Below are 23610 nucleotides of genomic sequence, written 5' to 3'. Positions count from 1 at the left end.
GAGGGAAAGTCGTGACGGTGGTCAGACGGCTACGACCTGCGCCGCATGATGGAGTCAGTGAATCATAGTGTGAATCGAATGCACAATTAGATATCTGGTTTCAAAGACCACGCTTGTGTGGTCTGATGGTGGTGAACGTGGTGCGCGCCTAGTTGAATCTCCCCCCAAGTCGCAACGGATCCCCTCGGAGGGCTTGTGCTGCCGTTACTGATGGGCGATCCCCGCGAGATCGGGTCGTATCGGATCGTGGGGCGTTTGGGCGCCGGCGGCATGGGTGTGGTCTATGCGGGAGTGGACGCCGCGGGCCGGCGGGTGGCCGTCAAGCTCGTCCATGAGGCTCTCTCGATCAACCTGGAGTTCCGGCGGCGGTTCAGCAGGGAGATCTCGGTGCTGGGCGGGGTCGAAGGGGCGTGCGTCGCTCGGGTGCTCAGCTCCGACCCGGGCACGGAGCGGCCGTGGCTCGCCACCGAATACATCGCCGGTCCGACGCTGGAGGAGCACCTGCGGACCGAGGAGCCGCTGGCCGGCGACGCGCTGTACGGCCTGGCCGCCGGTCTGGCCGAGGCGCTGGTGGCCATGCATGCGGCGGGGGTCGTTCACCGGGACCTGAAGCCGTCGAACGTGATCCTGTCGTCCGAGGGCCCACGGCTGATCGACTTCGGCATCGCCAAAGTGCTGGACGGCACCGCGATGACGCACACCGGCACGCTGATCGGATCGCCCGGGTGGATCAGTCCGGAGGAGTACGGCGAGGGCCCGTCGGGAACTCCGGCCGACGTGTACGGCTGGGCGATGCTGGTGCTCTTCGCGGTCACGGGCGAGGCGCCGTACGGCACCGGGCGGCCGGAGGTGCTGGCCTACCGGGTGCGCGAGGAGATGCCGGAGACCGGGGCCGTGCCGGAGGAACTCCGTGAACTCGTCGGACGGGCGCTGGCTAAAGATCCGGCGGAGCGGCCTGTCGCCGCCGAGGTTCTGGCCGCAGTGACCGAGACCTGGCGGGGGCGGGCCGGTGAACAGGAGGAGCCGGGGGCCGATGTCACCTCGCTGATTCAGCGCACCTGGGTGCTGTCGCGGGCCGAGGTGCCGGACTGGCCGGAAGCGGCCGGGCCGATGACGGCGCAGGCTGCGACGGCCCTCATGGTGGAGGGAGCCACGGCGGCCGGCCCGGCAGGATCGCCGCCCGTCCCTGAAACCGGCCTGGTCGTGTCCACGAGTGCGGGTGTCGCGACGTCGCCGCATTCTCTCCCGGCCCTCCCGGAGACTGGGCCGAGGGTGGGTGCCTTCGAACGTCCGGGGCCGTCGTGGGTGCACGCGTACATCGCCACGGCGGTGGGCGTGACTCTGATCGCGGTCACCGCCATCGTCGCCGTCGCGGCCACCTCCTCTTCGGAACGTTCCACAACGGTGATCGCCGCACAGGCAACCCCCGCGCAGACGACACCTGTGCCGACCGCGAGCCCGACGCTGCCCACGAGCTCGTCCAGCCCAACCCCGACGGTGTCCAAGAAGTCGAAGAAGGCACCGCGGTTCAAGGGCAAGGTCGTGTCGTTCAGGGGAATCAAGATGACCCTGCCGAAAGACTGGCGGCTCCTGCGTGTTCGCGAAGACCTTGCCTGCATTGAGTCTCCCAACGCGCAAGGAAGCAGCGGAGCCTGGAACTTCGCCTGCAGGCCCGACGCGATGATCATAAGGACGGGAGCCGGTGCCGACCGCTGGCCGGGCTCTTCCATCGACGACCCTGTCGGCGGGTGGAGCCTCGGTAACCCCATGCCTTGCCTGGCCGGTGGTGGAGTGCGGCGTGACTGGAGCGGAACCTACGGCCGAGACTTCGGCGAGTACGCCTTTTACGTGGAAGCATACGATGACGGTTCCAGCTTGATCCGCTCCAGCTTGGCCAAGATGGCGGACGGTCGTAAGGCCGCCTATCGGGAGTGGTGGGTGAGGTGCGCGAACGACGATCATTACACGACGAAGATCTGGCATCTTCCTCAGTCCAGGGTTTCGCTCTTCGTGCTCAGCGCACGCCCGGAAGACACCACGGGCTACCGGCAGATCATCGCCTCCACCAACCTCCTCGGCTATAAGTATGCGGCTCCACTGTGAATAAGATTCACTTGAAAAGGTCAGGGGTGGTCGCTAGTGTGGCGAAGCGGCATGACGGAATGACGGTCTCTTTGGAGATCTCTGACTTCGAGGTTGCCGCCACTGCACAGGCAGGGAAACCGTATTCTGGCCCGGATGGCCGTTTTGCGATCTTGAGGCAGGTGCGGATGGATCCCCTGGACCGTTCCGATCCCCAACGGATCGGCGACATCACGCTGCACGGGCGGCTCGGCGTCGGCGGGATGGGCCGGGTGTTCTACGGCCTGACGCCGGACTACGAGCAGGTCGCCGTCAAGGTCATCCGTGAGGAGCTGGCCGACCGGGCAGAGGTGCGGGCACGGTTCGCCAGAGAGGTCGACGCGCTGCGCACGGTCCAGGGACCGTATGTCGCCGGGCTCGTCGACGCGTCCGAGGAAGAGGACGAAAAGCCGTGGCTCGCGGTCGAATACGTTCGCGGGCTGAGCCTCAAGGAGTTCGTCGAACTGCAGGGGCCGCTCGCCGTCGACAACGCGGCCATCCTCGGTGTTCTCCTCGCCACCGCGCTCAAGGACGTCCATCGGGCAGGCCTGCTCCACCGGGATCTCAAGCCGGGCAACATCCTCATGGGCAGGGAGGGGGCCAAGGTCATCGACCTGGGGCTGGTGGCCTTCGCGGACGGCCCCACAGGCCTGACGACCTCGGAGTCGATGCTCGGCACGCCCGCGTGCATGTCGCCGGAGCAGGCCAACACCCCCAAGAGCGTGACCTCCGCGACGGACGTCTACGCCCTGGGTGCGACGCTGCTGTTCGCGCTGACCAAGCACTATCCCTACGACGGGCCGAACCTCGCGGCGATGTTCATGAACATCATCAAGCCCGAGGTCGCCCCGAACCTCGGCGGCCTTCCCGCGGAGTTCGAGCACATCGTCGCCCCGATGCTCGCGCAGGACCCGGCGGCTCGTCCCAGCCTCGCCCAGGTGACGACGTGGCTGTCCGAGCCGGCGACCGCAGGTGGGATCACTCTGCCGGTGGCCGCTCGCCGGCTGGCGGTGGCGACCTACGTCGAGCGTCCGACCGACCCCCCGGAGATCGAGACGCCTCTCCGGAAGAGGCGGGACCTCACGGATGTGATCGTCCCAGGCTCCGTCGTCGCTCTGCTCGCCGAGCGCCTGCGTGGCGCCTACGCTTCGAACGCCCGTTTCTAAGAGGAGAGCTGTGACCGAGAGTCCGTACCCACCCGGCGCCCGGATCGAGGTGCGGGACGCCGAGTGGATCGTCCGTACCTGCACTCCGACACCGATAATCCCGGGGACCGAGGAAATTCGGGACGGGCGCCCAGTCCCGGGGACCGGGGAAATGCGAGACGGGTACCGGATCACGGCGGTCGGCGCGTCGGAGTTCGTCCGCGACGAGGATGCCGTGTTCTTCAGCGGCATCGAGACCGTCGAGCGGATGCGTCCCGAGGACACGATCCTGGAGCAGGACGAGACGCCCAGGTTCGCCAAGAGCCGCCTCTTCCTAGAAGCGGTCCTCAGAAGGACGCCGCTGCCCCAGACGGAGAAGGGCCTCGCGCTGGCAGACCGTTTCCTGCTGGATCCACTGCCCTACCAGCAGCGCCCGGCCGAGCTCGCTCTCAAGGGCCTTCGGCCACGCATCCTCCTCGCCGACGTGGTCGGTCTCGGCAAGACCCTGGAGATCGGTCTCATCCTGGCCGAGCTGATTCGGCGCGGACGTGGCGACCGCATTCTCGTGGTCACCCCGCAGCAGGTGCTGGAGCAGTTCCAGCACGAGCTGTGGACCCGGTTCTCCATCCCGCTGATCCGGCTCGACTCGGTCGGCATCGAGCGCATCCAGCGGGAGATCCCCGCGGGCCGCAACCCGTTCACCTACTACAAGCGGATCATCGTCTCGATCGACACCCTCAAGAACGAGGGCAAGTACGGTCAGCACCTGGAGAAGATGCGCTGGGACGCCGTCGTCATCGACGAGTCGCACAACCTGATCGGTGAGACGAGCCTGCGCAACAAGCTGGCCAAGCTCCTGGCCCGCAACACCGAGGCGCTGCTGCTGGCCAGCGCCACCCCGCACAACGGTGACAGCAAGTCCTTCGCCGAGCTGATCCGCATGCTCGACCCGGCCGCGATCGCCGACGAGACCCGCTACTCGGCGCAGGACATCGGCCACCTCTATCTCCGCCGCACCAAGATCAGCCCTGAGGTACGGGACCAGATGGGCAGCAAGTGGCCCGACCGAGGTCCTTCGGTTCCGGTTCGCTGTGCGGCTACCGCGGCCGAGGAGAAGATCTTCGAGGAGCTCACCCAGGTCTGGCTGGCCGGAGACCAGCGAGCCGGCGGACCGGTGGTCGACGCGAAGAACCGGCTCTTCCCCTACACGCTGCTCAAGGCGTTTCTCTCCTCGCACGTCGCCCTCGCCAGCACGGTGGGGAAGCGGCTGAAGAACGCCAAGGAGAGTCGCGAGATCGACGCGCTGAAGGTCCTGCAGGGTCTTGCGGCACAGGTGACCGACGACGACTCGGCCAAGCTCGCCGCTCTGGTCGGCCGGCTCAGGGAGATCGGCGTCGGCTCGCGCAGAGACACCCGGGTTGTGGTGTTCTCCGAGAGCGTGCCCACCCTGGAGTGGCTGAAGAAGACCGTGCCCGCCAGGCTGGGGCTCAAGGACGACGCCGTCGAGATCATGCACGGTGGATTCTCCGACACCCAGCAGCAGGAGATCGTCGAGCGCTTCTCCCTCGCCGACAGCAAGGTCCGCGTCCTCTTCACCGGCGACGTCGCCTCCGAGGGCGTCAACCTGCACCGGCAGTGCCACCAGATGATCCACTACGACGTGCCGTGGAGCCTGATCCGCATCGAGCAGCGCAACGGCCGCATCGACCGCTACGGACAGGAACACCAGCCCCAGTTCAAGGCACTGATCCTCACCTCAGAGGTCGAGGGTGCCAAGGACGACAGGACCGTGGCCGAGAAGCTCCTGGACAAGGAGGCGACGGCCCACCGGAGCCTGGGCACCGCCGAGGCCGTCACCGGTGAATACCGGGCCGAGCGTGAAGAGCGCCGTCTCATCCAGGACCTGCTCGAAGGCAGGACCGTGGAGGAGTCGCTGGAGTCGAACGCACCCGACGACTTCCTGGCCGGCCTGATGGCCGGGGTGGGGGAGGAGCCGGAGAACCCGGAGCCGCCGCGTGCGAACGTGCCGCGGCTCTTCGACAGCACCGAGGCGTTCGTCCAGGAGTCCATCAGGACTCTCAAGCTCCTTGACGAGCTGGACGACGACGGCGAGATGCTCGCCTTCGAGCCGCCTAAGGACCTGATCCACCGCCTGTCGGTGCTGCCGTCCTCCTACCTGCGCACCCACGACATCAGGAAACGGATGAAGGTCACCTTCAACCGTGCCCTGGCCCAGCGCAAGCTGGACGAAGCCCGCAAGACCAAGACCATGTGGCCGGACATCGCCTACCTGTCGGACCTGCATCCGATGGTCGACTGGCTCACCGACAAGGTCCTCGTACGGCTCGGCCGTCAGAAGGCCCCGGTCATCACCGCCGAGGTGGACGGAACCACCTTCCTGATCCAGGGCATCTACTCCAACAAGCGTGGCCAGCCCACGGTCGTGGAGTGGATGGCGGTCAGCGGTCCACTCGAGGCGCTCGCCGTACAGGATGGGGAGATGGTCGAGGTCCTGAAGGCGGCCAAGGTCGACTCCAAGATGATCAACACGGGCCGGCGGCTGGACCTCGAACCGCTCCAGCAACTGGTGAAGCCCGCTGTCGAGGCCGCGCGTACCCACCTGGAGAAACGCCGCGCCCTCTACGACACGGAGGTCGTCGCACCGCTGGACGCCTACCGCGCGCAACTCTCCGAGTGGAGGCAGCTGACGCTCGACGGTGTGCACGTCTCCCAGCGTGGCCGCAAGGAGGCGGACGTGCGCGAGACCGTCGACGAGCAGCAGCGACTCCTCGACTCCCTGCAGACCACCGGCGAACCGCTGCTGCGGGTGCTCGCCGTACTGATTCCCCAGGCGTCGGACTCGGACGCGATCAAGCAGGGTGGGCACTGATGAGCTTCGACTCGATCGTCAACCGCGGCGACTACTTCTCGGCCCACTACCTGGCCGAGGTGCTGCCCAAGGACCTGAAGAAGAAGGACGGCCTGCTCGCCCGCTGGACCGAGGACGAGAAAACCGGCCGCACCACGCCGCGCAGGGGCCTTCGGGCGCTGAGCAAGCCCTACTTCGCCGACCGGCCGCTCTTCGCCGACGTCGACGTACGGCTGCGCGAGGGCGAGCTCGTCGGGGCGGATGACAGGGCCGAGTGGCGCAAGGAGCTGAACGAGCTGCACGGTGACGTGCTGCGCGCGCTCGGGTTCATGGCGCAGCCGCGCGAGCTGACCGTGGAGCGGGCGGGCAGGGAGTACGCCGTCCAGGTGGCGTATGCCGACCAGCACCTGGTCGCCGTCGAGTGCGGCTGGGCCGCCGGCGTGGACGCAGCCCTCGACGACGACCGGGCCGGCCGGGTGCTCGCCCCGATCCAGCTCGACGGCCGCGAGCAGATCGTCTCCGGCACCAAGCTGGCATCCTGGCTGCTGGCGAGCGACACCCCGCCGCGTTACGTGCTCCTCCTGGCCGGAGGCGTGGTCGTCCTCGCCGATCGGGCCACCTGGGGCGAGGGCCGCTACCTGGCCGTCAGCCTCGATGTGGCGCTGGGTCGCAACAACCCGGCCGAGCTGGAGGTCATCGCCGCGCTGTTCGGCGCCGATTCGCTGCTGCCTCCGGAGGAGGGCGGCTCCGAACCGCTGGCCGAGCTGCTCACCAACTCCCGCAACCACGCGGTCGGCGTCTCCACCGAGCTCCGTAAGGGGCTGCAGAAGTCTGTCGAGCTGATCGCCAACGAGGTGCTCAATCGGATCCGCCAGGCCGAGATGCGGCTGGAGGACGGCACGACGCGCAAGGTGCGGCCCGAGGACATCATGGAACCGGGGGCGCTGGCCAAGGAGCTTGGCCGCGAGTCGCTGCGCTACCTCTACCGGATCCTGTTCCTGCTCTACGCCGAGGCCCGGCCGGAGCTGGGCATCCTGCCGACCGATGACGAGGACTACGGCAGGGGCTACAGTCTCGCCCGCCTGGGTGACCTCGTCGTCCGCGACCTGACCGGCGAGGAGGCACGACACTCCTTCCATCTTTACGAGTCGCTCGACCTGCTCTTCCGTATGGTCAACACCGGGCATCGTCCCCGCGGTGGAGTCGAAGCTGAGACCTCGGACGCCGAGGGCCTCCGCTTCGAGCCGCTCCGTTCGGACCTGTTCAACCCGGAAAGGACCGGACTTATCGGCCGCGCGGCGCTGCCCGTCCCCGGCTTCGACGAGGATGACCCGACCGCGCCGAGGATCGACACCAGACTGCGCAACGAGACGCTCTACGAGGTGCTGCGTCTTCTTATGCTCACCAGAGGGCGGGGGCGTGAGCGGGGTGGGTTCATCTCCTACGCTCAGCTCGGCATCAACCAGCTCGGTGCGGTGTACGAAGGCCTGATGTCCTACACCGGGTTCATCTCCACCGAAGAGCTGTACGAGGTGGCCAAGGGCGGCGACTCCCATGGTGGCTCGTGGATGATCCCCGCCTCAAAGGTGGACGACTACCCCTCAGAGGTCTTCGTCCCGGAGCTCGACAAGGACGGGGCCCTAACCGGGGGATACAAGCACCACGCCAAGGGTTCCTTCGTCTACCGGCTCGCCGGCCGCGACAGGGAGACCAGCGCTTCCTACTACACGCCTGAGTCGCTGACCCAGGTCACCGTCCAGCTCGCTCTCCAGCACCGCCTTGACCAGGACAACACCGTCACGCCTGCCCGCGAGATCCTGGAGTGGAAGATCTGCGAGCCCGCCCTGGGCTCGGGCGCGTTCTTGAACGAGGCCATCAACCAGGTCGCGGCCGAATATCTGCGGCGTCGGCAGAGGGAGCTCGGCTCATCCGTTGATCCGGAGAAGTATGAGGAAGCACTGCAACGGGTCAAGGCGTATGTCGCGCTGCACAACTCCTACGGCGTCGACCTCAACGAGACCGCCATCGAGCTGGCCGAGGTCTCGGTCTGGCTCAACGTCATGCACCCGGGACTGCAGGCCCCCTGGTTCGGCCTCCATCTGCGCCGGGGCAACTCGCTCATCGGTGCGGGGCGGAGAGTGTACGGCGCGGCGTCGCTGACCAAGGGGGAGTGGCTGAAATCCGCCCCCGAGGATCTTCCATTCTCGGCCGGTTCGCTGCCGTCGGGCAAGATCCATCATTTCCTGCTGCCCGCCGAGGGCTGGGGCGCGGTCGCCGGAGCCAAGGAGGCGCGCGAACTCGCACCCGCCGAGGCCAAGCAGCTTGCCGACTGGCGTAAGCAGCTCCGTAAGAACGTCTCGGACAAGAAGTCCGGCGGACGGAAGGTCTCCCAACTCCAGCGGTTGCAGGCCCTGTCGGGCCGGGCTGAATACCTGTGGGACCTGGTCATCCAGCGCCTGACCATCTCCGAGCGCGAGATCAGCCGCAAAATTGACGTCTGGGGCGCTGACTGGATCGACCAACCCATCGACGCCGTGACCAGGGAGAAGGTCTACGGCGACCTGGTCGCCCCCGGCACGCCGTACTGGCGGCTGAAGAAGGTCATGGACGCCTGGTGCGCGCTGTGGTTCTGGCCGTTTGACCGCGCGGGCCTGCTCGACGGCTCTGACGACGTCTACGCACGGCTCGCGCCGGATAAAGCAGGCGACCACGGATCAGACGCTCTATCGCCAGTTGCCACCCCTGCCGCGTCCGCTGTTCAGGAGGATGTACGGCCCGCACCAGTTGAGGCGGCTGAGGAGTCGATCGGTTTCGGGCAGGCCTGGACGACCGAATCGCTCTTCGACACCGGCCAGCCGGAGCAGATCAGCCTCGGCGGCTTCGCTCGTGAGTCCCGCCGCACCACCGGCCGCAAGCAGCGCCCCGCCCTCGACCCACTCCGTCCGGTCATCCCCCTCGCCAACCTGAACGACTGGCTCGACTTCACCGAAGCTATGCTCGGCCGGGCCGATATCCCGGAAGACTCCCTGGTCGCGAGCTTCGTCTCCCTCACCGACCTGGAGGAGTACGAGGACGAGCTGCTGGCCTGGATGGGCATGGACTCGGCCATCAAACTCGCCGAGCGCTTCCCCTGGTTCGACGCGATCGAGGACATCGCCGACCAGCAGGGCTTCTTCCACTGGGAACTCCAGTTCGCCCAGGTCTTCCACCGCGGCGGCTTCGATCTTCAGGTCGGCAATCCTCCGTGGTACCGGCCGGAATGGGTTGAGGCTCCGGTCCTGGCCGAACTGGAGCCGTGGTTCGAGCTCTCTGACAAGCCGCCGGTATCTGAGTGGCAGCGCCGCAAGAAGACTGCTCTCGCAGCGGATCGTAGTCGGGCCTACTTTCTTGGCGAGCTGGTGGCCAACACAGGATCGGCTACCTTTCTCAGCTTGGTTGGTACTTATGACCTCCTGGTCGGGACTCGGCCGAATCTCTACCGCGCGTTCATGGTCCGCACTTGGCGTAATCTCTCGCCACACGGTATCTCCGGGCTGATTCACCCGGACAGTCACTTCACTGGGGCGCAGGAGGGCAGACTTCGGGCTGCCGCCTACAGGCACCTGCGGTTACATGCGCATTTTCAGAATCGGCGACTGCTTTTCGCTGACATTGACTGGAACAAGATGTATGGCGTGCAGATCTACGGATCCGTCCAGGAGATCGGCTTTACTCACGTGAGTTGGTTATTTGATCCGCTGCCGTTGACAGAGTCGTTCGATCATGACGGAACGGGAGATCGCCCCGGCATCAAGCACAACGGCTACTGGGACCTTCGGCCGCATCGGGATCGGCTGGTCACGGTTGATGAGGCCGTGCTCGCCGACTGGCGGTTGCTGACGGGCGAGACCGACTTGCCGGTGGCAGAGACCAAGCTGCTTTACCCAGTGACCACGGCCGAGCAGGGCGCGATCACCGCCTTGTCACGGGTGGAGCATCGCCTCGGCGAGGCATATCTGCGGATCAGCTCGGGCTACAACGAAACGACAGCTAAGAAAGATGGGCTCATCGAGCATCGGACTGGGCAGCCTAAAGACTGGTCAGAGGTGATCCTTCGCGGGCCGCAATTCACCGCCGCCACCCCTCTCGCCAAGCAGCCGCCGAACACATTGCACACCGATCGCCCGGTGGACCTGACCAAGCTCGCCGTCGATGCCGTGCCCTCGACCGATTATCAGCGGGCCACCAACCTGGAGCGCTACGAGCGGGCCCAGGACCGCTGGCTGGACCACAGGCTGTTGGCTCGTCGCAGAGAGTCGGGGATCTTGCCCGAAGACCTGCGCGATGAGCAGGACCATGCGGTGGTCGACGAGTATCTCCGAGAGGAGGCGACTCGTAGCTACATCGAGTTCTACCGCCTTTTCTGGCGGGAGATGATTCCTAATAACACCGAGCGGAGTCTTTTCGGCGCTTTGATGCCTCCGGGACCTGCACACATTCACGGCGTCCGCAGTATGGCTCTGCGAACCGACCGGGAGACGACACTTGTTGCGGGCTTCTGGGCTTCGTTGCCGATGGATTACCTGCTTCGGGTGACCGGGCGAGGTCATCTGGACGTGGCCGATGCACGGATGATGCCTGCCCCTGATTCCGACCATCCGCTGGCTGAGGCGCTCCTGCTGCGCACTCTCCGGCTCAACTGCCTTACCGAGGCTTACGCCGACCTCTGGACCGAGTTGTACGACGACTCCTGGACTCGAGATTCCTGGGCAGCCGATTGGCCGGGACTCCCGTTACTCGCCCAGGTGGAGCCGGTCTGGGCCCCGGACACCCCGCTGCGGATCGAACGCGCCCGCCGGGCGGCCCTCGTCGAGCTGGACGCCCTGGTCGCGCTGATGCTCGGTATCGACGCCGAAGAGCTGGTCGCCCTCTACCGGTCTCGGTTCCCGCAGATGGTCACCTACGAGGGCGCCATGTGGTTCGACCCCAACGGCCGCAAGATCGCGGAGAACTTCAACGCCTACGGTCAGGGTCAGACCAAGCAGCACTACGAGCAGCTCATGGCCCATCTCGACCCCGAGATCAACGGCCCCGTCCCGGACGGCTATACCGCCCCCTTCTATAAGGCCGACCGTGAGGCCGAGTACCGCCAGGCCCATGCCGTCTTCTCCGAACGCCTCCGCCAGGCGCAGGCCGTACAGGGCGGTGCCTCATGAGTCTTCAGCTGATTACTCAGTGTTGTCGGAGCCAGGCGGCACAATGGCTGGCATGACGACAGACCTTGCGGATTTGCTGGGTGACAGAGAGAGCACCGTCCTGGAGTTCAAGCTGTCCGCGTTCAATCGCGACAAGATCGGACAGGCGATCTGCGCGCTCGCCAACGATCTGTGCGGGCGTGGCGGCGGAGATCTGCTCATCGGTGTGGACGACCGCGGCGAACCGGTGCTCATCCTTGATACCAGCGACCAGGAGCTGCTGAGACTGACCGAATATCGGAACAGCGGGCAGATCCTGGACCGGCCGTCGATGACCGTGGAGACCGCCACGTTCAAGAGCAGGCCCGTGATCCGCATCCAGGTGAAAGCCTCGGCGACCCCGCCGGTCCGTTATGACGGTGTCGTCTGGGTGCGGCCGGGACCGACGACTCGCAAGGCGACACGCGAGGATGAGAGAGTGCTCGCCGAGCGCCGTCGTGCCATCGACGGGCCGTTCGATGGGCGGAGCGTTCCGGGCAGCACATTGAGCGACCTGGATCTGGCGCTGTTCCGGTCCACATATCTGCCGTCCGTGGTCTCGCCCGAGGTCATCGAGGAGAACGGACGTCCGGAAGAACTCCAACTCGCGAGTCTTCGCATGGCTGATCTGACGGCTACGCCGACCGTGCTGGGGTTGCTCGTCCTGGGGTTCAGCCCCGGCGGGTTCATCCCCGGTGCCTACCTGCAGTTCGTGAGATATGACGGTAAGGGCCTGGAGGCCGCGATCGCCGATGACCAGGAGTTGCGTTGCAACGTCGTCGATCTCGGAGGGCGTCTCGACGCTCTGCTCCGTGGTCATCTGCACACCCAGGTGGTCGAGGACGAAGGGTTCCGGGAGGTGCAGCGGCCTGACTACCCGCTCGCCGCGTTGCGTGAGGCCTGCATGAACGCTGTCATGCACCGTAACTACGAGACCTCGTACGCGCCTGTCCGCATCCTGTGGTTCGCCGACCGGATCGAGATCACCAACCCGGGTGGGCCGTACGGGCAGGTGCGAGTGGACAACTTCGACCGGGTCAGTGACTTCAGGAACCCGTCACTCGCCGCAGCGATGAAATCACTGGGTTACGTCAACAGGTTCGGCAGGGGGATCGGCCGGATCCAGGCTTCGTTGGAGGCGAACGGCAATCCGCCCGCGGAGTTCCTCGTCGACGACTCATCATGGTCGGTGACTCTGAGGAGAGCAGAATGATCTCGGTAGCGCTCTTCAACAACAAGGGGGGCGTCGGCAAGACGACGCTCACCTACCACCTGGCTCATATGTTCCAGCGTCTTGGTCACCGTGTGCTGGCCGTGGACTTGGACCCCCAGTCCAATCTGACCTCGGCGTTTCTCGATGAGGATGATCTGGCGATTCTCTGGGCGGAGCCGGAAAGCCCAGCATGGGGAGGGGCGCAACCCACTCTTACCGGCCCGCTCGCACGCCGGATCACGCGGGAGGCGGGTACGGTCGCGGCCTCAGTTAAACCGATCATGGAGGGGCTGGGTGATGTCGCGTTCTACGAGCCGACATGCATCACCGACGGGCTCTGGCTCGTTCCTGGAGACCTTGAACTGAGTGCTTTCGAGGACAAACTCTCCGCCGCCTGGCCCAACTGTTTCATGGGCGATCTGGCTGCCATCCGGACGACCACGGCCTTCTACCGGATCATCGACGATGCCGCCCGCCGGATAGACGCCGACATCGTTCTCATCGATGTGGGGCCGAATCTCGGAGCGATCAACAGGGCCGCGCTCCTCGCTGCGGACAGTGTGCTCATGCCTCTCGCCGCCGATCTTTTCTCTCTCCGCGGCCTGCGCAACCTCGGACCGACGCTGCGGGCCTGGCGATCCACCTGGCAGGAGGCCGTGCTGTCGAAGGTGCCGAAGAGCATTCCGGCTCCTTCCGGTGAGATGCGTCCCCTTGGCTATGTGATCATGCAGCCGACCATGCGCCTGGACCGGCCGGTGAAGGCCTACCGACGCTGGCTTGAGCGCATTCCCTACGTCTTCGCAGAATCAGTGCTCGATGAACCTCAACATTCGGAGCATCGATCGTACGAGATTGCGACACTGCGGAACTATCAGAGTCTGATGCCCCTCGCCCACGACGCCCGCAAGCCGATGTTCGATCTCAAAGCCGCCGACGGGGCGATAGGAAGCACTCAGACCTACGTCCAGAAATGCCGCGCCGAATTTCGCGAACTCGCCGAGAGCGTGATCGACCGACTCTCCAAGGTGCGGGCGCAAGCCGTACGGGACCCCGAGAACATGTCGTGACGTCCACAGCCGTCCCGCTATCCCTCTTCTGGTCTGGCTTCAGCCATGATCGCGCGGTAACGCGTGGAGAGATCGGGTTCTCCGCTCGCCCCCAGGCCGACCCAGGGGAAGCGGTGCCGGACGGCCTCGTAGTCGATGGGCTGCTCTTCATGCACACATCAAGCTTAGAAACATCAGGCCGAGAAGGAGAGGTCACTCGGTGAAGCCGACGCTGGCGGCGGATGAGTTGCGGAAGAACCTCACCCAGTACCTCACGACCACCTTCGCGCTCGCGGAGAAGCCGGTCAGGGACGCGCTGGAGCGGTTTCTCAACCATCCCGAGCAGGGCATCTTCCGCGGGCCGTACCTGCGGATCCGCACGCCGTTCCGCTCCGCCGAGAAAGGCTGGAAGGACTGCCTGGAGTGGGCGCCGGCCGGGGACTGGACGCCGTACCGGCATCAAGCGAAGGCCTTCCAGCGGCTCAGCACGCTCAACAAGGCAGCCGAGCCGACGCTGATCACGACGGGGACCGGTTCGGGGAAGACCGAGTCGTTCCTGGTCCCGGTGCTCGACCACTGCCGGCGGCAGAAGGCGAACGGCAGGCACGGTGTGAAGGCCGTGCTGCTCTACCCGATGAACGCGCTCGCCACCGACCAGGCGCACCGGCTCAACGACTACCTCCAGCAGACCGGCCTGAACGACGTGACCGGCGCACTCTACATCGGTGACACCCCCGAGGTCGGTTACAAGAAGGTGATGACCCAGCGGGCGGAGATCCGCCGCAACCCGCCGGACATCCTGATCACCAACTACAAGATGCTCGACCTTCTCCTCCAGCGTGCCGACGACCTACCGCTATGGAAAGATGCCGAGCTCGCCTACGTGGTGGTCGACGAGTTTCACACCTATGACGGCGCGCAGGGCACCGACGTCGCCATGCTGCTGAGAAGGCTCGCCTCGGCCACCGGGCACTCCCGGCCCGGCAGGCCGCTCGGTGACATCTGCCCCGTCGCCACCTCCGCCACACTCGGCGAGGGCGGCGACAGTCCCGGGGGCGATAGGAATAGCATCCGTGAGGTCGCGGAGCAGGTCTTCGGCACGGCGTTCCCTGAGGGCTCCGTCATCGGCGAGGACCGGCTCACGGCTGAGGAGTTCGTCGGCGAGATCGACGTCACGCTGCCGCTTCCCGACGCGCAGGAGCTGGCACTTCTCGCCGACCCGCTCCGGGACCCCGGAGCCATGGACCTGATCGCCGAGGCGGTCACCGGGAAGAACGGTCTCAGCCCGCAGGAGCTGGGCGGGGTCCTCAAGCAGCACATCCTCACCCAGGCGGTGCTCGACCTGCTCAGCGGCGGCCCGGCGACGCCGGCGGAGATGCTCGAACTCCTGCCGCGCAGGGGCGCCTACAACTGGGGCGCGGCCATCCGCCAGTCGCCCGACCAGGCCGCCACCGCGCTGGCGCGGTTCGTGGCGTTGCTGTCGCACGCCCGCGACCCGGAGGATCCGAAGCGGCCGTTCCTGCACATCGAGTCCCACGTCTGGGTGCGGGCCGTGTCGCGACTGCTCCGGCTCGCCGACCACACTCCGGCTTTCGCCTGGATCGGCGAGTTGCCCGTGCTGGACGTCGACTCGACGTTCAACGTGATGGGCAAGAGCCTGCTGCCCTCGATCTACTGCCGTCACTGCGGGCGATCCGGCTGGGCTGCCTTCTCTCCGGAGAAGGATCCGTCGGAGCTGGTCACCAGCCCGGAGAAGATCTACCGCGCCGCCGTGGGGTCGGAGAAGAAGCGCATCCGGCCGCTGATCCTGGCTACCCGGAGCGAGGCCGAGGGCCAGGTCCAGAACCTGGGGATTCTCGACGGAGAGCGGATCCGGCCGGTCGATCCCGCGAAAGATCGACATGGCAAGGGCGATGTCGTCTTCATCCTCACCGACCTGGACACCAAATCCGAGGCGAACCACGCCGCCGAGCAGGACCGCTGCCCCGCCTGCAATCTGGACCAGGGCATCCGCTTCCTCGGTGCGGGCCTCGCCTCGCTGGCCGCGGTGACGGTCACCCAGCTCTTCGCGGGCAACCAGCTCGACATCTCGCAGCGCAAGACGCTGCTCTTCAACGACTCGGTGCAGGACGCGGCCCACCGGGCCGGGTTCGTGGCCAACCGGTCGTACGCGTTCTCGCTACGGCGGTTGCTGACCGGCCGGCTCGATTCCGAGACGCCGATCCTGCTCAACGACCTGGTGGCGGACCTGGCCGCGGCGGCGAGTGAGGCGGACGTGCTGCCCGCGGTGGTCCCGCCCGACCTGCACGACCGACCGGAGATCGACGCGATCCTCGCGCAGGAGACCGCCGGGTCCACGCAGGCCTGGGACCTCATCGGAGAGCGACTGGCCTTCGCCGCCATCATGGAACTCGGCCTGCGCTCCCGGCAGGGCCGTACGCTCGAGTTGACCCGGACGGCCGCCGCCGAGGTCGTGCTGAGCGATCCGGCGAAGATCGCCGGCCTCGCGCGTGATGTGTACACCGGCATGCCCGGGATGATCGAGCTCGCCTCAGACGGTCGCTACCTCGCCTACCTGCGAGGCCTGCTGGAGCGGCTGCGCTATCGCGGCGCGATCAAGCACGTGTGGCTGGACAGATGGCTCGGCAACGCCGGGACCAGCAGATACAACGCGATCTGGGGCAGGCGTCCCGAAGGGCTGCCCGCGTTCCCCAGGGGGTTGTCGGCGCCGACGTTCCTGCTGGACCGGCAGAAGCGAAAGTCGGAGTTCGACCGGATCGACTCCGACCAGGGCTGGTACCAGTACTGGACCACGCGCTGCCTCGGCCTCGACAAGGGTGCGGCCGGTGAGTATCTCTCCCGGCTGCTGCCGATGCTCGCGAGCGAAGACGTGATCTCCGCGCGGGTGGCCGACGACGGCGCCACCCGGGTGTACGGCCTCCAGCCGGGGCACATCCAGATCCGCTCACTGGAGGACGCCCAGGTCAACGATGCGGGGATCGGGTGTGACACGTGCGCGTGGGAACAGACCGTCCATCCCGAGCTTTTTGACGACTGGTACGGCCAGCCCTGCCCGCGCTACCGCTGCGGCGGGCATCTGACCAACCGTGGCAGCCAGAACTACAAACTCGACTACTACCGGCGGCTCTATCTCGCACGGGGCGGCGAGGGCGCGTTCCGGGTGGTCACCGCGGAGCACACAGGCGCGCTGACCCGCAGGCAGCGCGAGCAGGTGGAGCAGCGTTTCCGCGACGGCACCCGCTACAACGACCCGAACGTGCTCTCCTGCACGCCCACTCTGGAACTGGGCATCGACATCGGCGACCTGTCCGCGGTGATCCTCGCGTCACTCCCGCCAGGTCCGGCGAACTACGTGCAGCGGGTCGGCCGTGCGGGCCGCCGCACCGGCAACGCGTTCCTGGTCACCATGGTCGGGCGATCCCCCCGTGATCTCTACTTCCTCAACGAGCCACGCGACATGATCGCGGGCGAGATCGTGCCGCCCGGCAGCTACCTGTCGGCGGTGGAGATTCTGCACCGTCAGTACGTCGCCCATCTGGTCGACCTGTGTGCCCGGGGAAGGCTCGACGGGGTGCGGCCACTGCCACGACTGGCCTCGGCGCTGTTCGGGGAGACGGGCTGGCTGGCCGGGTTCACCACGGCCGCGCTCGCGGCGGGCGCCACATCGGTGGAGGGATTCCTCGACCTGTTCGGCACGTCGGTGACCCCGGAGGCCGCTGCGGATCTCCGGCAGTTCGCGACCGCCGGTCTGGCGCAGACCGTACAGGACGCGGAACGTTCGTGGGAGCAGCGGATCGCGGACCTGCGGGAGCGGCTCGGCGTCATCGACGCCGCGATCGAGCCGCTGGTGGAGTCCGATCCCATCCAGCGGGCCCAGAAGCGTGCGCTGGCCGCGGAACGGCGAGCCGTGGCCAAGCGCATCGGTGAGATCGGCCGGGAGAACGCCCAGGGCGCGCTCGTCGAGCTCGGGCTGCTGCCGAACTACTCCCTGATCGACTCCACCACCAGCCTGGAGGCGACGATCACCTGGGATGAGGAGGTCGACGGCGGCAGGCGTTATCACAGCGAGGTGAGGGAGTATCAGCGCTCGGCCCGGCTGGCACTCACCGAGCTGGCGCCCGGCAACTCCTTCTACATGCGCGGCTACCAGCACGAAGTGACCGGCCTGGACATCGGCACCCCGTCGCGCCCGGCCTGGGAGCAGTGGCGGGTCTGCCCCGGCTGCGGTTACGTGCGGACCACGCTCGCCGCGGAGGACACGACCTCCTGTCCCCGATGTGGTGGCGCGGACATCGGCGAGCTGGGGGCCCTCTACGGTGTGCTGCGCCCGACCCGGGTGACCGCGCACGATCGCCGGGACGACGCCCAGATCCGTGACGATCACGAGGACCGGCAGCGCCGCTACTACGAGTCGGCCGTCGCGGTGGACATCGAGTCGGCGGACATCGTGCCGGGGTCGTGGCGGCACACGAAGGCGGTGTTCGGTGTCGACTTCACCCGCAAGGCGGTCGTCCGGCGCTTCAACCTGGGCACCTCCCGTTACGACCGGCCCGCGACGGACAGGTTCGCGGGGGAGGACGTCCGGCTCAACCCGTTCTACACCTGCCCGGCCTGCGGCGGCACGACGGTGGACGGGCCGCCCGCGACAGCCCATTCGGACGCGTTGATCGCGAGTTCATACGTCGATCCGAGCCGCAAGCATCACCGGCCCTGGTGCACCTACCGGCGGGACGCCCAGGACGCCGAGCACATCAAGCTGATCCTCGCGCACGAGCTGCGCACCGAGGCGTTGCGCATCCTGCTCCCGGTCGCCACACTCCTGATCGAGGAGAGGATGGCCTCGTTCGAGGCCGCGCTGATGGCGGGCGTGGCTGCCGAGTACGGCGGCGACCCCGACCACCTCGCCATCGTCACCGCCACCATGCCCGACCAGGAGACCGGACGGCGGCGCCGCTTCCTCGTGCTGCACGACACGCTGCCGGGTGGCACCGGCTACCTGCATCGGCTCTCCTCGGAGGATGGTTTCCGAGGCGTGCTGACAGCGGCGCTGAAGATCGTGGAGGAGTGCCCCTGCAAGGAGGACGAGCATAAGGCGGCCTGCCATCGCTGCCTGCTCTCGCACGTGCCGGGCAACAAGTACGACAAGGTCAGCCGGGCCGAAGCGCTCGCCATGCTGCGGGATCTGCTCGACACCTGGGACACCACGACGGTCGCCACCACCGATGCGATCTCGCTGTGGGACCAGGTGGAGAGCGAGCTGGAGGCACGCTTCCTCGGCGGGCTGGAGGCCTGGGCGCGCCGTACGGACACCCCCGGCACGCTGGGCATGGCCGGTGTCCTGAACAAGAAGAAGACGGCGGACCTGCGCATCGAGGGGCCTGACGGCTCGATCGTGCACTGGCAGATGATCCTGCAGAACACCATCAAGGGCACCCGCCCCGATGTGCTGTTCCGGCGGCTGGACGACGTGCCGCTGGAGGTCGCGGTCTACCTCGACGGCTACAGCTACCACGCGTCGCCGGACAAGAACCGCTTGGCGGGCGACGCCGTGAAGAGAGCCCGGCTCCGCGCACACGGACGGGTCGTCTTCCAGCTCACCTGGGAGAACATCGACGACTGGGAGACACGCGGATACGCGCCCTTCGTCAAGGGGGAGCCGCCGCGCGCTCCCTACCTGGGTAATGCGCAGGCCAACGCGCGCCAGACCTACCAGCAGCTAAGCCCTGGCAGGGATCCCGAAGAGCTGGCCCGCACGGTATGGGCCAACCCTGTCGACACGCTCCTGGCGTTCCTCCGCGAACCTCTGCCCGAGCTGTGGCTGCGCCGTGCCGAAGCCCTCACCGCCGGACTGCTGAGACTGGCGCAGGGGCAGAGCCGCTCCGGTCCCGACGGAGTGCCGAAGCGGCTGATGGCCGCACTCCGTGGATCGTCTCTCCCCGCCTCGACCATGGAGAAGATCCTGACCATTCGAGCCGTGGACACCGCCGGTTGCCCGCTCGCCGTGGTGCTCGATCCGCGTGCCGGCTACGCGTGGACGGCCTTCGCGATGATCGATGACACGAATAAGACAATCACCGCCGACGAGGAGAGCCACAAGCGACGCTGGGCGGCCTGGCTCTACTGGGGCAACCTGCTGCAGTTCCTGGACGCGGGGCCGGGAGACGGTGGGCAGCTCACGCTCACCGACCTGGACGCCTTCGATCCGTCGTTGCTCGCGGTGGCCGGAGGATCCGGGATCACATCCATGCTCAGCCTCCTGCCTCTTGACGAGGATCTGGTGGACGAGGGCGAGGAGACCGTTCCGGTGCACGCCGTACGGCTCCCGCAGGAACCTTCCGCGACGCGGACCGTACCCTTCCAGCGAGTTCCCGCCGAGACGCAAGCCATGCGGAGGGAGGCGCAGGCCGTATCGGAGAAGATCCCAGCGGGACCGGATCCTCGCTGGGAGAAGATCTACGACTTGCTCGATCCGGGAGAGTCGGGTCTGGCGGAGTTCGCCCGGGGACTGGCCGAGCTCGAGGTTCCCGCGCCTGCCTCCGACGAGGTGGGGTTCGAGTTGGGCGAACAGGCATGGCAGGCAGAGCTGGCCTGGCCCTCGGCCAAGGTGGCGGTTGTGCTCGCCGGAGACGACGACGAGGCACGCAAGCGGAACGCGGCCTATGCGGCAGCAGGCTGGGACGTACGCGACGTGCAGGGCTGGCTTGCCGAAGAGTTGGCCGAGTGTATTCGCGGCGGGGGTGCCGAGTGAGTGAGCCGACTGATACGGCGGCGCGGCGTGGTCACGAGTCAATGAGCGGAGCGAGAGGACGGAGTGAACATGCAAGGTGAGGCGACGCTGCGGCTGCTCGACAAGGCGGACAAGGAGATCCTCAAGCTCTCTCGGGACGTCAAGGGCGCGATCTACGACTTCCAGCACAAGTTTCGCAAGAGCCCGGCCAACCCCGGACTGCACTTCAAACAACTCAAGGGGCATCCACGGCTGTATTCGGCGCGGGTCAACCAGGAGTATCGCGCGCTGCTGCTCCACGCCGGCGAGTCGGACTACATCCTGGTGGCGGTCAAGCACCGCAAGGACGTCTACGACAACCTCGATCGCTTCGCCTACCAGATCAACCCGGTCACGGGTGGTATCGAGTTCGTCGACCTGGTCTCCATCGAGAAGCAGGTTCTCGACGAGACCCTCGTTCCTTCAGTTCCGGCTGGGAAGCACGTTGGCGAGGAAACTTCCGCTTCCTCGGCCCCGAACGAGAAGAAGGCCCGGCATGCGACTCCCGATCCTTCGGTCTCGGAGACGTTGTTCGCCGCCTTCACCGCGGAGCAACTTCTCGATCTCGGTGTGGCCGAGCCGCTACTCGGGCTGATCGCGAAGATCACGACTGAGGACGAGCTCCTCGGCCTGGTTGAGTACGCGCCGCAGCTCACTGCCGAGGTGCTGCTCGCGCTCCATGACGGCAAGACCCTCGACGAGGTTCTCGACCAGGTCACCACTCCCGTCACCGCCGAGGATCCGGTCGACGTCGAGGACTACCAGGCCGCCCTGGCAAGGCCGGCCACGCAGGTCACCACCGACGACACCGCCCTTCAGGAAGTGCTGGAGGGCGACTTCGGGCGCTGGCGCGTCTTCCTGCACCCCACTCAGCGCAAGGTGGTGGAACGGAACTACAGCGGGCCCGCCCGGATCAGCGGGGGGCCCGGTACCGGTAAAACCATCGTCACGCTGCACCGGGTGAAGCACCTGGTAGACACGCTCGGGCCGGGGGATGACAAGGCGATTCTGTTCACCACGTTCAACAAGAATCTGGCGGCCGATTTGCGTCAGCGACTGCTTGAGCTCGCCGGAGCAGAGGTGGCCAAGCGGGTGGAGATCGTCAACATCGACAAACTCGCCACACAGATCGTCGCGGAAGCAGAGCCCGGCGGGCGTCGCCGGTGGATCGACGACACCAAGGCGCTGCTGGAGTGGGAGGATCTCCTCCTGGAACAGGGAGAGACGCGCTGGGACGGTGAATTCCTCCATGCGGAGTGGTCTCACGTCATCCTTGGCCAGGCGATCAACTCGCGTGCCGACTATTTCCGTGCGCGTCGCGCGGGCCGAGGCCGATCCATCAGCCGGGAAGATCGTGCGGCGATCTGGCAGCTCGTCGAGCGATACATCAAACGGCTCGACGACAAGGAGCTGTGGACCTTCCGGCAAGTGGCCGAACGTGCCGCCCGGATGGAGATCGAGCGCGCGCGGCAGAGGGCTTCATATGAGGCGGGCCAGGTCAGCTCGGTCAAGCTGCAGCGAGAGTCAGGGATCTGGCATCGTCCTCGCTACCGGCACATCGTGGTGGACGAGGCGCAGGATCTGAGCGCCGCCCATTGGAAGATGCTCCGCGCCATGATCCCCGAAGGCCCCAACGACATTTTCCTCGCCGGTGACACCCATCAGCGGATCTACGGCAACTACGTCTCGCTAGGCAGCCTCGGCATCAATATCCGTGGTCGATCGTCCAAGCTCACCCTCAGCTACCGGACCACGCATGAGATCCTCGGAGCCGCGTTGGGTCTGCTCGGTCAGGAGGAGTGGGACGACCTCGACGACGGTCACGACGACCTGTCTGGATACAGGTCCGTTCTGCACGGCATGCGTCCGATATTGCGTCCAGCGTCCACATGGGACGCCGAGCTCGATGCCGTTGTCGAGCAGGTCCGGGAATGGAACGACGTGGCGCTCGCATCGATCGCGATCTGTGTTCCCGAACGTCGTATGGTGGCCGAGGTCGAGAACCGGCTGGGCAAGGCAGGCATCGTCGCCACAGCCATCGGCGCGGAGGGGCCGAAGTTGTACGACGCGATCCACGTCGGGACGATGCATCGCTTCAAGGGCCTGGAGTATCAACGGATGATTCTCGTTGGCGTCGCAGAAGGGTTGGTCCCCTCGCACCATGCCGCGCAGTACGAGGACACCGACCCGCTGCGTTACCGGCGTGAACTACAGCGTGCCCGGTCGTTGCTCTTCGTCGCCGCCACCCGTGCCAGGGACACACTGGTGATCTCGTGGCACGGCCAGAAGAGCAGATTCCTGCCGTGAGAACGATCGCCGAGCGCTACAAGCTGACCAGCCCCATCGCCCGCGGTGGCATGGGCGTTGTCTGGCAGGGATCGGATCTGCGGCTCAACCGTTCCGTCGCGGTCAAGCTGATCTACGAAGACGACCTGGTCGCCAAGAACGAGGCGACGCGTCGTTTCTATCGCGAAGCGCGGATCACCGCCCGTCTGCGGCACCCCGGGGTGCCCGTCGTCTACGACTTCGGCAGCGACGGCGGGGAGCTCTTCATGGTCATGGAGTATCTCGAGGGACACATGGTCGCGGACATGATCGCCGAACGGTCGCCCCTGCCGGCCTCCTGGACGGCCCTTATCGGGGCGCAGGTCTGTGCCGTCCTGGCCGCCGCTCACGCCGCGGACTTGATCCACAGGGATATCAAGCCGAACAATCTGGTGATGTGTGCGGATGCCACGGTAAAAGTGATCGACTTCGGAGTGGCCACGGCTCTGGGAGCCAAAGAGTTCTCGCAGATCACCGAGGCCGGGCAGATCCCCGGTACGGCTCGCTACATGGCGCCGGAGCTCGTGGACGGTGCCGAGGCGAGCCGCTCCAGCGATCTGTATACCGTGGGATGTCTGCTCTATGAATTGCTCACGGGTTCGCGCCCGTTCGCCTCTCGGGACCTCATGACGGAGATTCATCGCAGTCGACGAGAGACCCCACCTCCGGTGGGGCGACCCGACGTTCCCGGAGAGCTGGAGGAGCTGACGCTTCGGCTGCTCGCCAAGTCTCCCGAAGGGCGTCCGGAGAGCGCGCTGTCGGTCTTCGAGAGCCTGCTTCCGTTAGTGAAGGCGTTACCGTCATTGCCAGGTCTGATCAATAAAGATCTTTCCGCTGACCCCGTACACATGTATGCGGCGGTCATTAAGCACGTCAGCACGTGAGGTTTGG

General features: G+C 66.5%; 10 protein-coding genes. 9 read left to right on the top strand and 1 reads right to left on the bottom strand.

The features are described 5' to 3' along the window. Positions 1-195: 195 nt before the first annotated feature. The 6 genes from CHC08_RS05160 (at position 196) to CHC08_RS05135 (ending at position 13628) form a co-directional block, all read left to right on the top strand. Positions 196-2103: a serine/threonine protein kinase gene (locus CHC08_RS05160; RefSeq protein WP_143653114.1), complete on the top strand. Its 1908-nt coding sequence runs from the start codon at positions 196-198 to the stop codon at positions 2101-2103. A gap of 167 nt (positions 2104-2270) precedes the next feature. Beyond that, positions 2271-3287: a serine/threonine-protein kinase gene (locus tag CHC08_RS05155; protein WP_245878136.1), complete on the top strand. Its 1017-nt coding sequence runs from the start codon at positions 2271-2273 to the stop codon at positions 3285-3287. 151 nt (positions 3288-3438) lie between these two features. Continuing rightward, complete coding sequence (locus CHC08_RS05150; RefSeq protein WP_245878133.1) at positions 3439-6156, top strand: DEAD/DEAH box helicase; 2718 nt, start codon at positions 3439-3441, stop codon at positions 6154-6156. Beyond that, positions 6156-11330, top strand: a complete 5175-nt coding sequence (locus tag CHC08_RS05145) for a restriction endonuclease (protein ID WP_089205974.1) — start codon at positions 6156-6158, stop codon at positions 11328-11330. Before CHC08_RS05150 ends, CHC08_RS05145 begins: the two co-directional genes overlap by 1 nt. A gap of 52 nt (positions 11331-11382) precedes the next feature. Then, on the top strand, positions 11383-12561 hold the full coding sequence (locus tag CHC08_RS05140; protein ID WP_089205973.1) for an ATP-binding protein: 1179 nt from the start codon (positions 11383-11385) through the stop codon (positions 12559-12561). Continuing rightward, positions 12558-13628: a ParA family protein gene (locus CHC08_RS05135; RefSeq protein ID WP_089205972.1), complete on the top strand. Its 1071-nt coding sequence runs from the start codon at positions 12558-12560 to the stop codon at positions 13626-13628. Before CHC08_RS05140 ends, CHC08_RS05135 begins: the two co-directional genes overlap by 4 nt. A gap of 17 nt (positions 13629-13645) precedes the next feature. On the opposite strand, the gene CHC08_RS49310 is transcribed toward CHC08_RS05135, so the two are convergent. Then, complete coding sequence (locus CHC08_RS49310) at positions 13646-13783, bottom strand: hypothetical protein (protein ID WP_179281889.1); 138 nt, start codon at positions 13781-13783, stop codon at positions 13646-13648. 44 nt (positions 13784-13827) lie between these two features. Here CHC08_RS49310 and CHC08_RS05130 point away from each other — a divergent pair, with 44 nt between their 5' ends. The 3 genes from CHC08_RS05130 to CHC08_RS05120 all read left to right on the top strand — a co-directional run bounded on the left by CHC08_RS05130 (position 13828) and on the right by CHC08_RS05120 (position 23603). Then, complete coding sequence (locus tag CHC08_RS05130; protein ID WP_089205971.1) at positions 13828-20376, top strand: DEAD/DEAH box helicase; 6549 nt, start codon at positions 13828-13830, stop codon at positions 20374-20376. A 69-nt stretch (positions 20377-20445) separates the two neighbouring features. Then, the gene (locus tag CHC08_RS05125) at positions 20446-22701 is read left to right on the top strand and encodes a UvrD-helicase domain-containing protein (RefSeq protein ID WP_089206016.1); all 2256 of its coding nucleotides are present in this window, start codon (positions 20446-20448) and stop codon (positions 22699-22701) included. After that, a complete protein-coding gene (locus tag CHC08_RS05120) occupies positions 22698-23603 on the top strand; it encodes a serine/threonine-protein kinase (protein WP_089205970.1) in 906 nt (301 codons plus the stop codon). Before CHC08_RS05125 ends, CHC08_RS05120 begins: the two co-directional genes overlap by 4 nt. The last annotated feature ends 7 nt before the right edge of the window (positions 23604-23610 follow it).

The organism is Streptosporangium subroseum (assembly GCF_900188345.1).
In the GTDB taxonomy this organism is placed as follows: Bacteria; Actinomycetota; Actinomycetes; order Streptosporangiales; family Streptosporangiaceae; genus Streptosporangium; species Streptosporangium subroseum.
This window is presented reverse-complemented; position numbering and strand designations above follow the sequence as displayed.

Bases quoted from the DNA above. Each gene is read 5' to 3' on its own strand.
- CHC08_RS05155 (WP_245878136.1), top strand. From the start codon at position 2,271: ATGGATCCCCTGGACCGTTCCGATCCCCAACGGATCGGCGACATCACG.
- CHC08_RS05150 (WP_245878133.1), top strand. From the start codon at position 3,439: ATGCGAGACGGGTACCGGATCACGGCGGTCGGCGCGTCGGAGTTCGTC.
- CHC08_RS05145 (WP_089205974.1), top strand. From the start codon at position 6,156: ATGAGCTTCGACTCGATCGTCAACCGCGGCGACTACTTCTCGGCCCAC.
- CHC08_RS05140 (WP_089205973.1), top strand. From the start codon at position 11,383: ATGACGACAGACCTTGCGGATTTGCTGGGTGACAGAGAGAGCACCGTC.
- CHC08_RS05135 (WP_089205972.1), top strand. From the start codon at position 12,558: ATGATCTCGGTAGCGCTCTTCAACAACAAGGGGGGCGTCGGCAAGACG.
- CHC08_RS05125 (WP_089206016.1), top strand. From the start codon at position 20,446: ATGCAAGGTGAGGCGACGCTGCGGCTGCTCGACAAGGCGGACAAGGAG.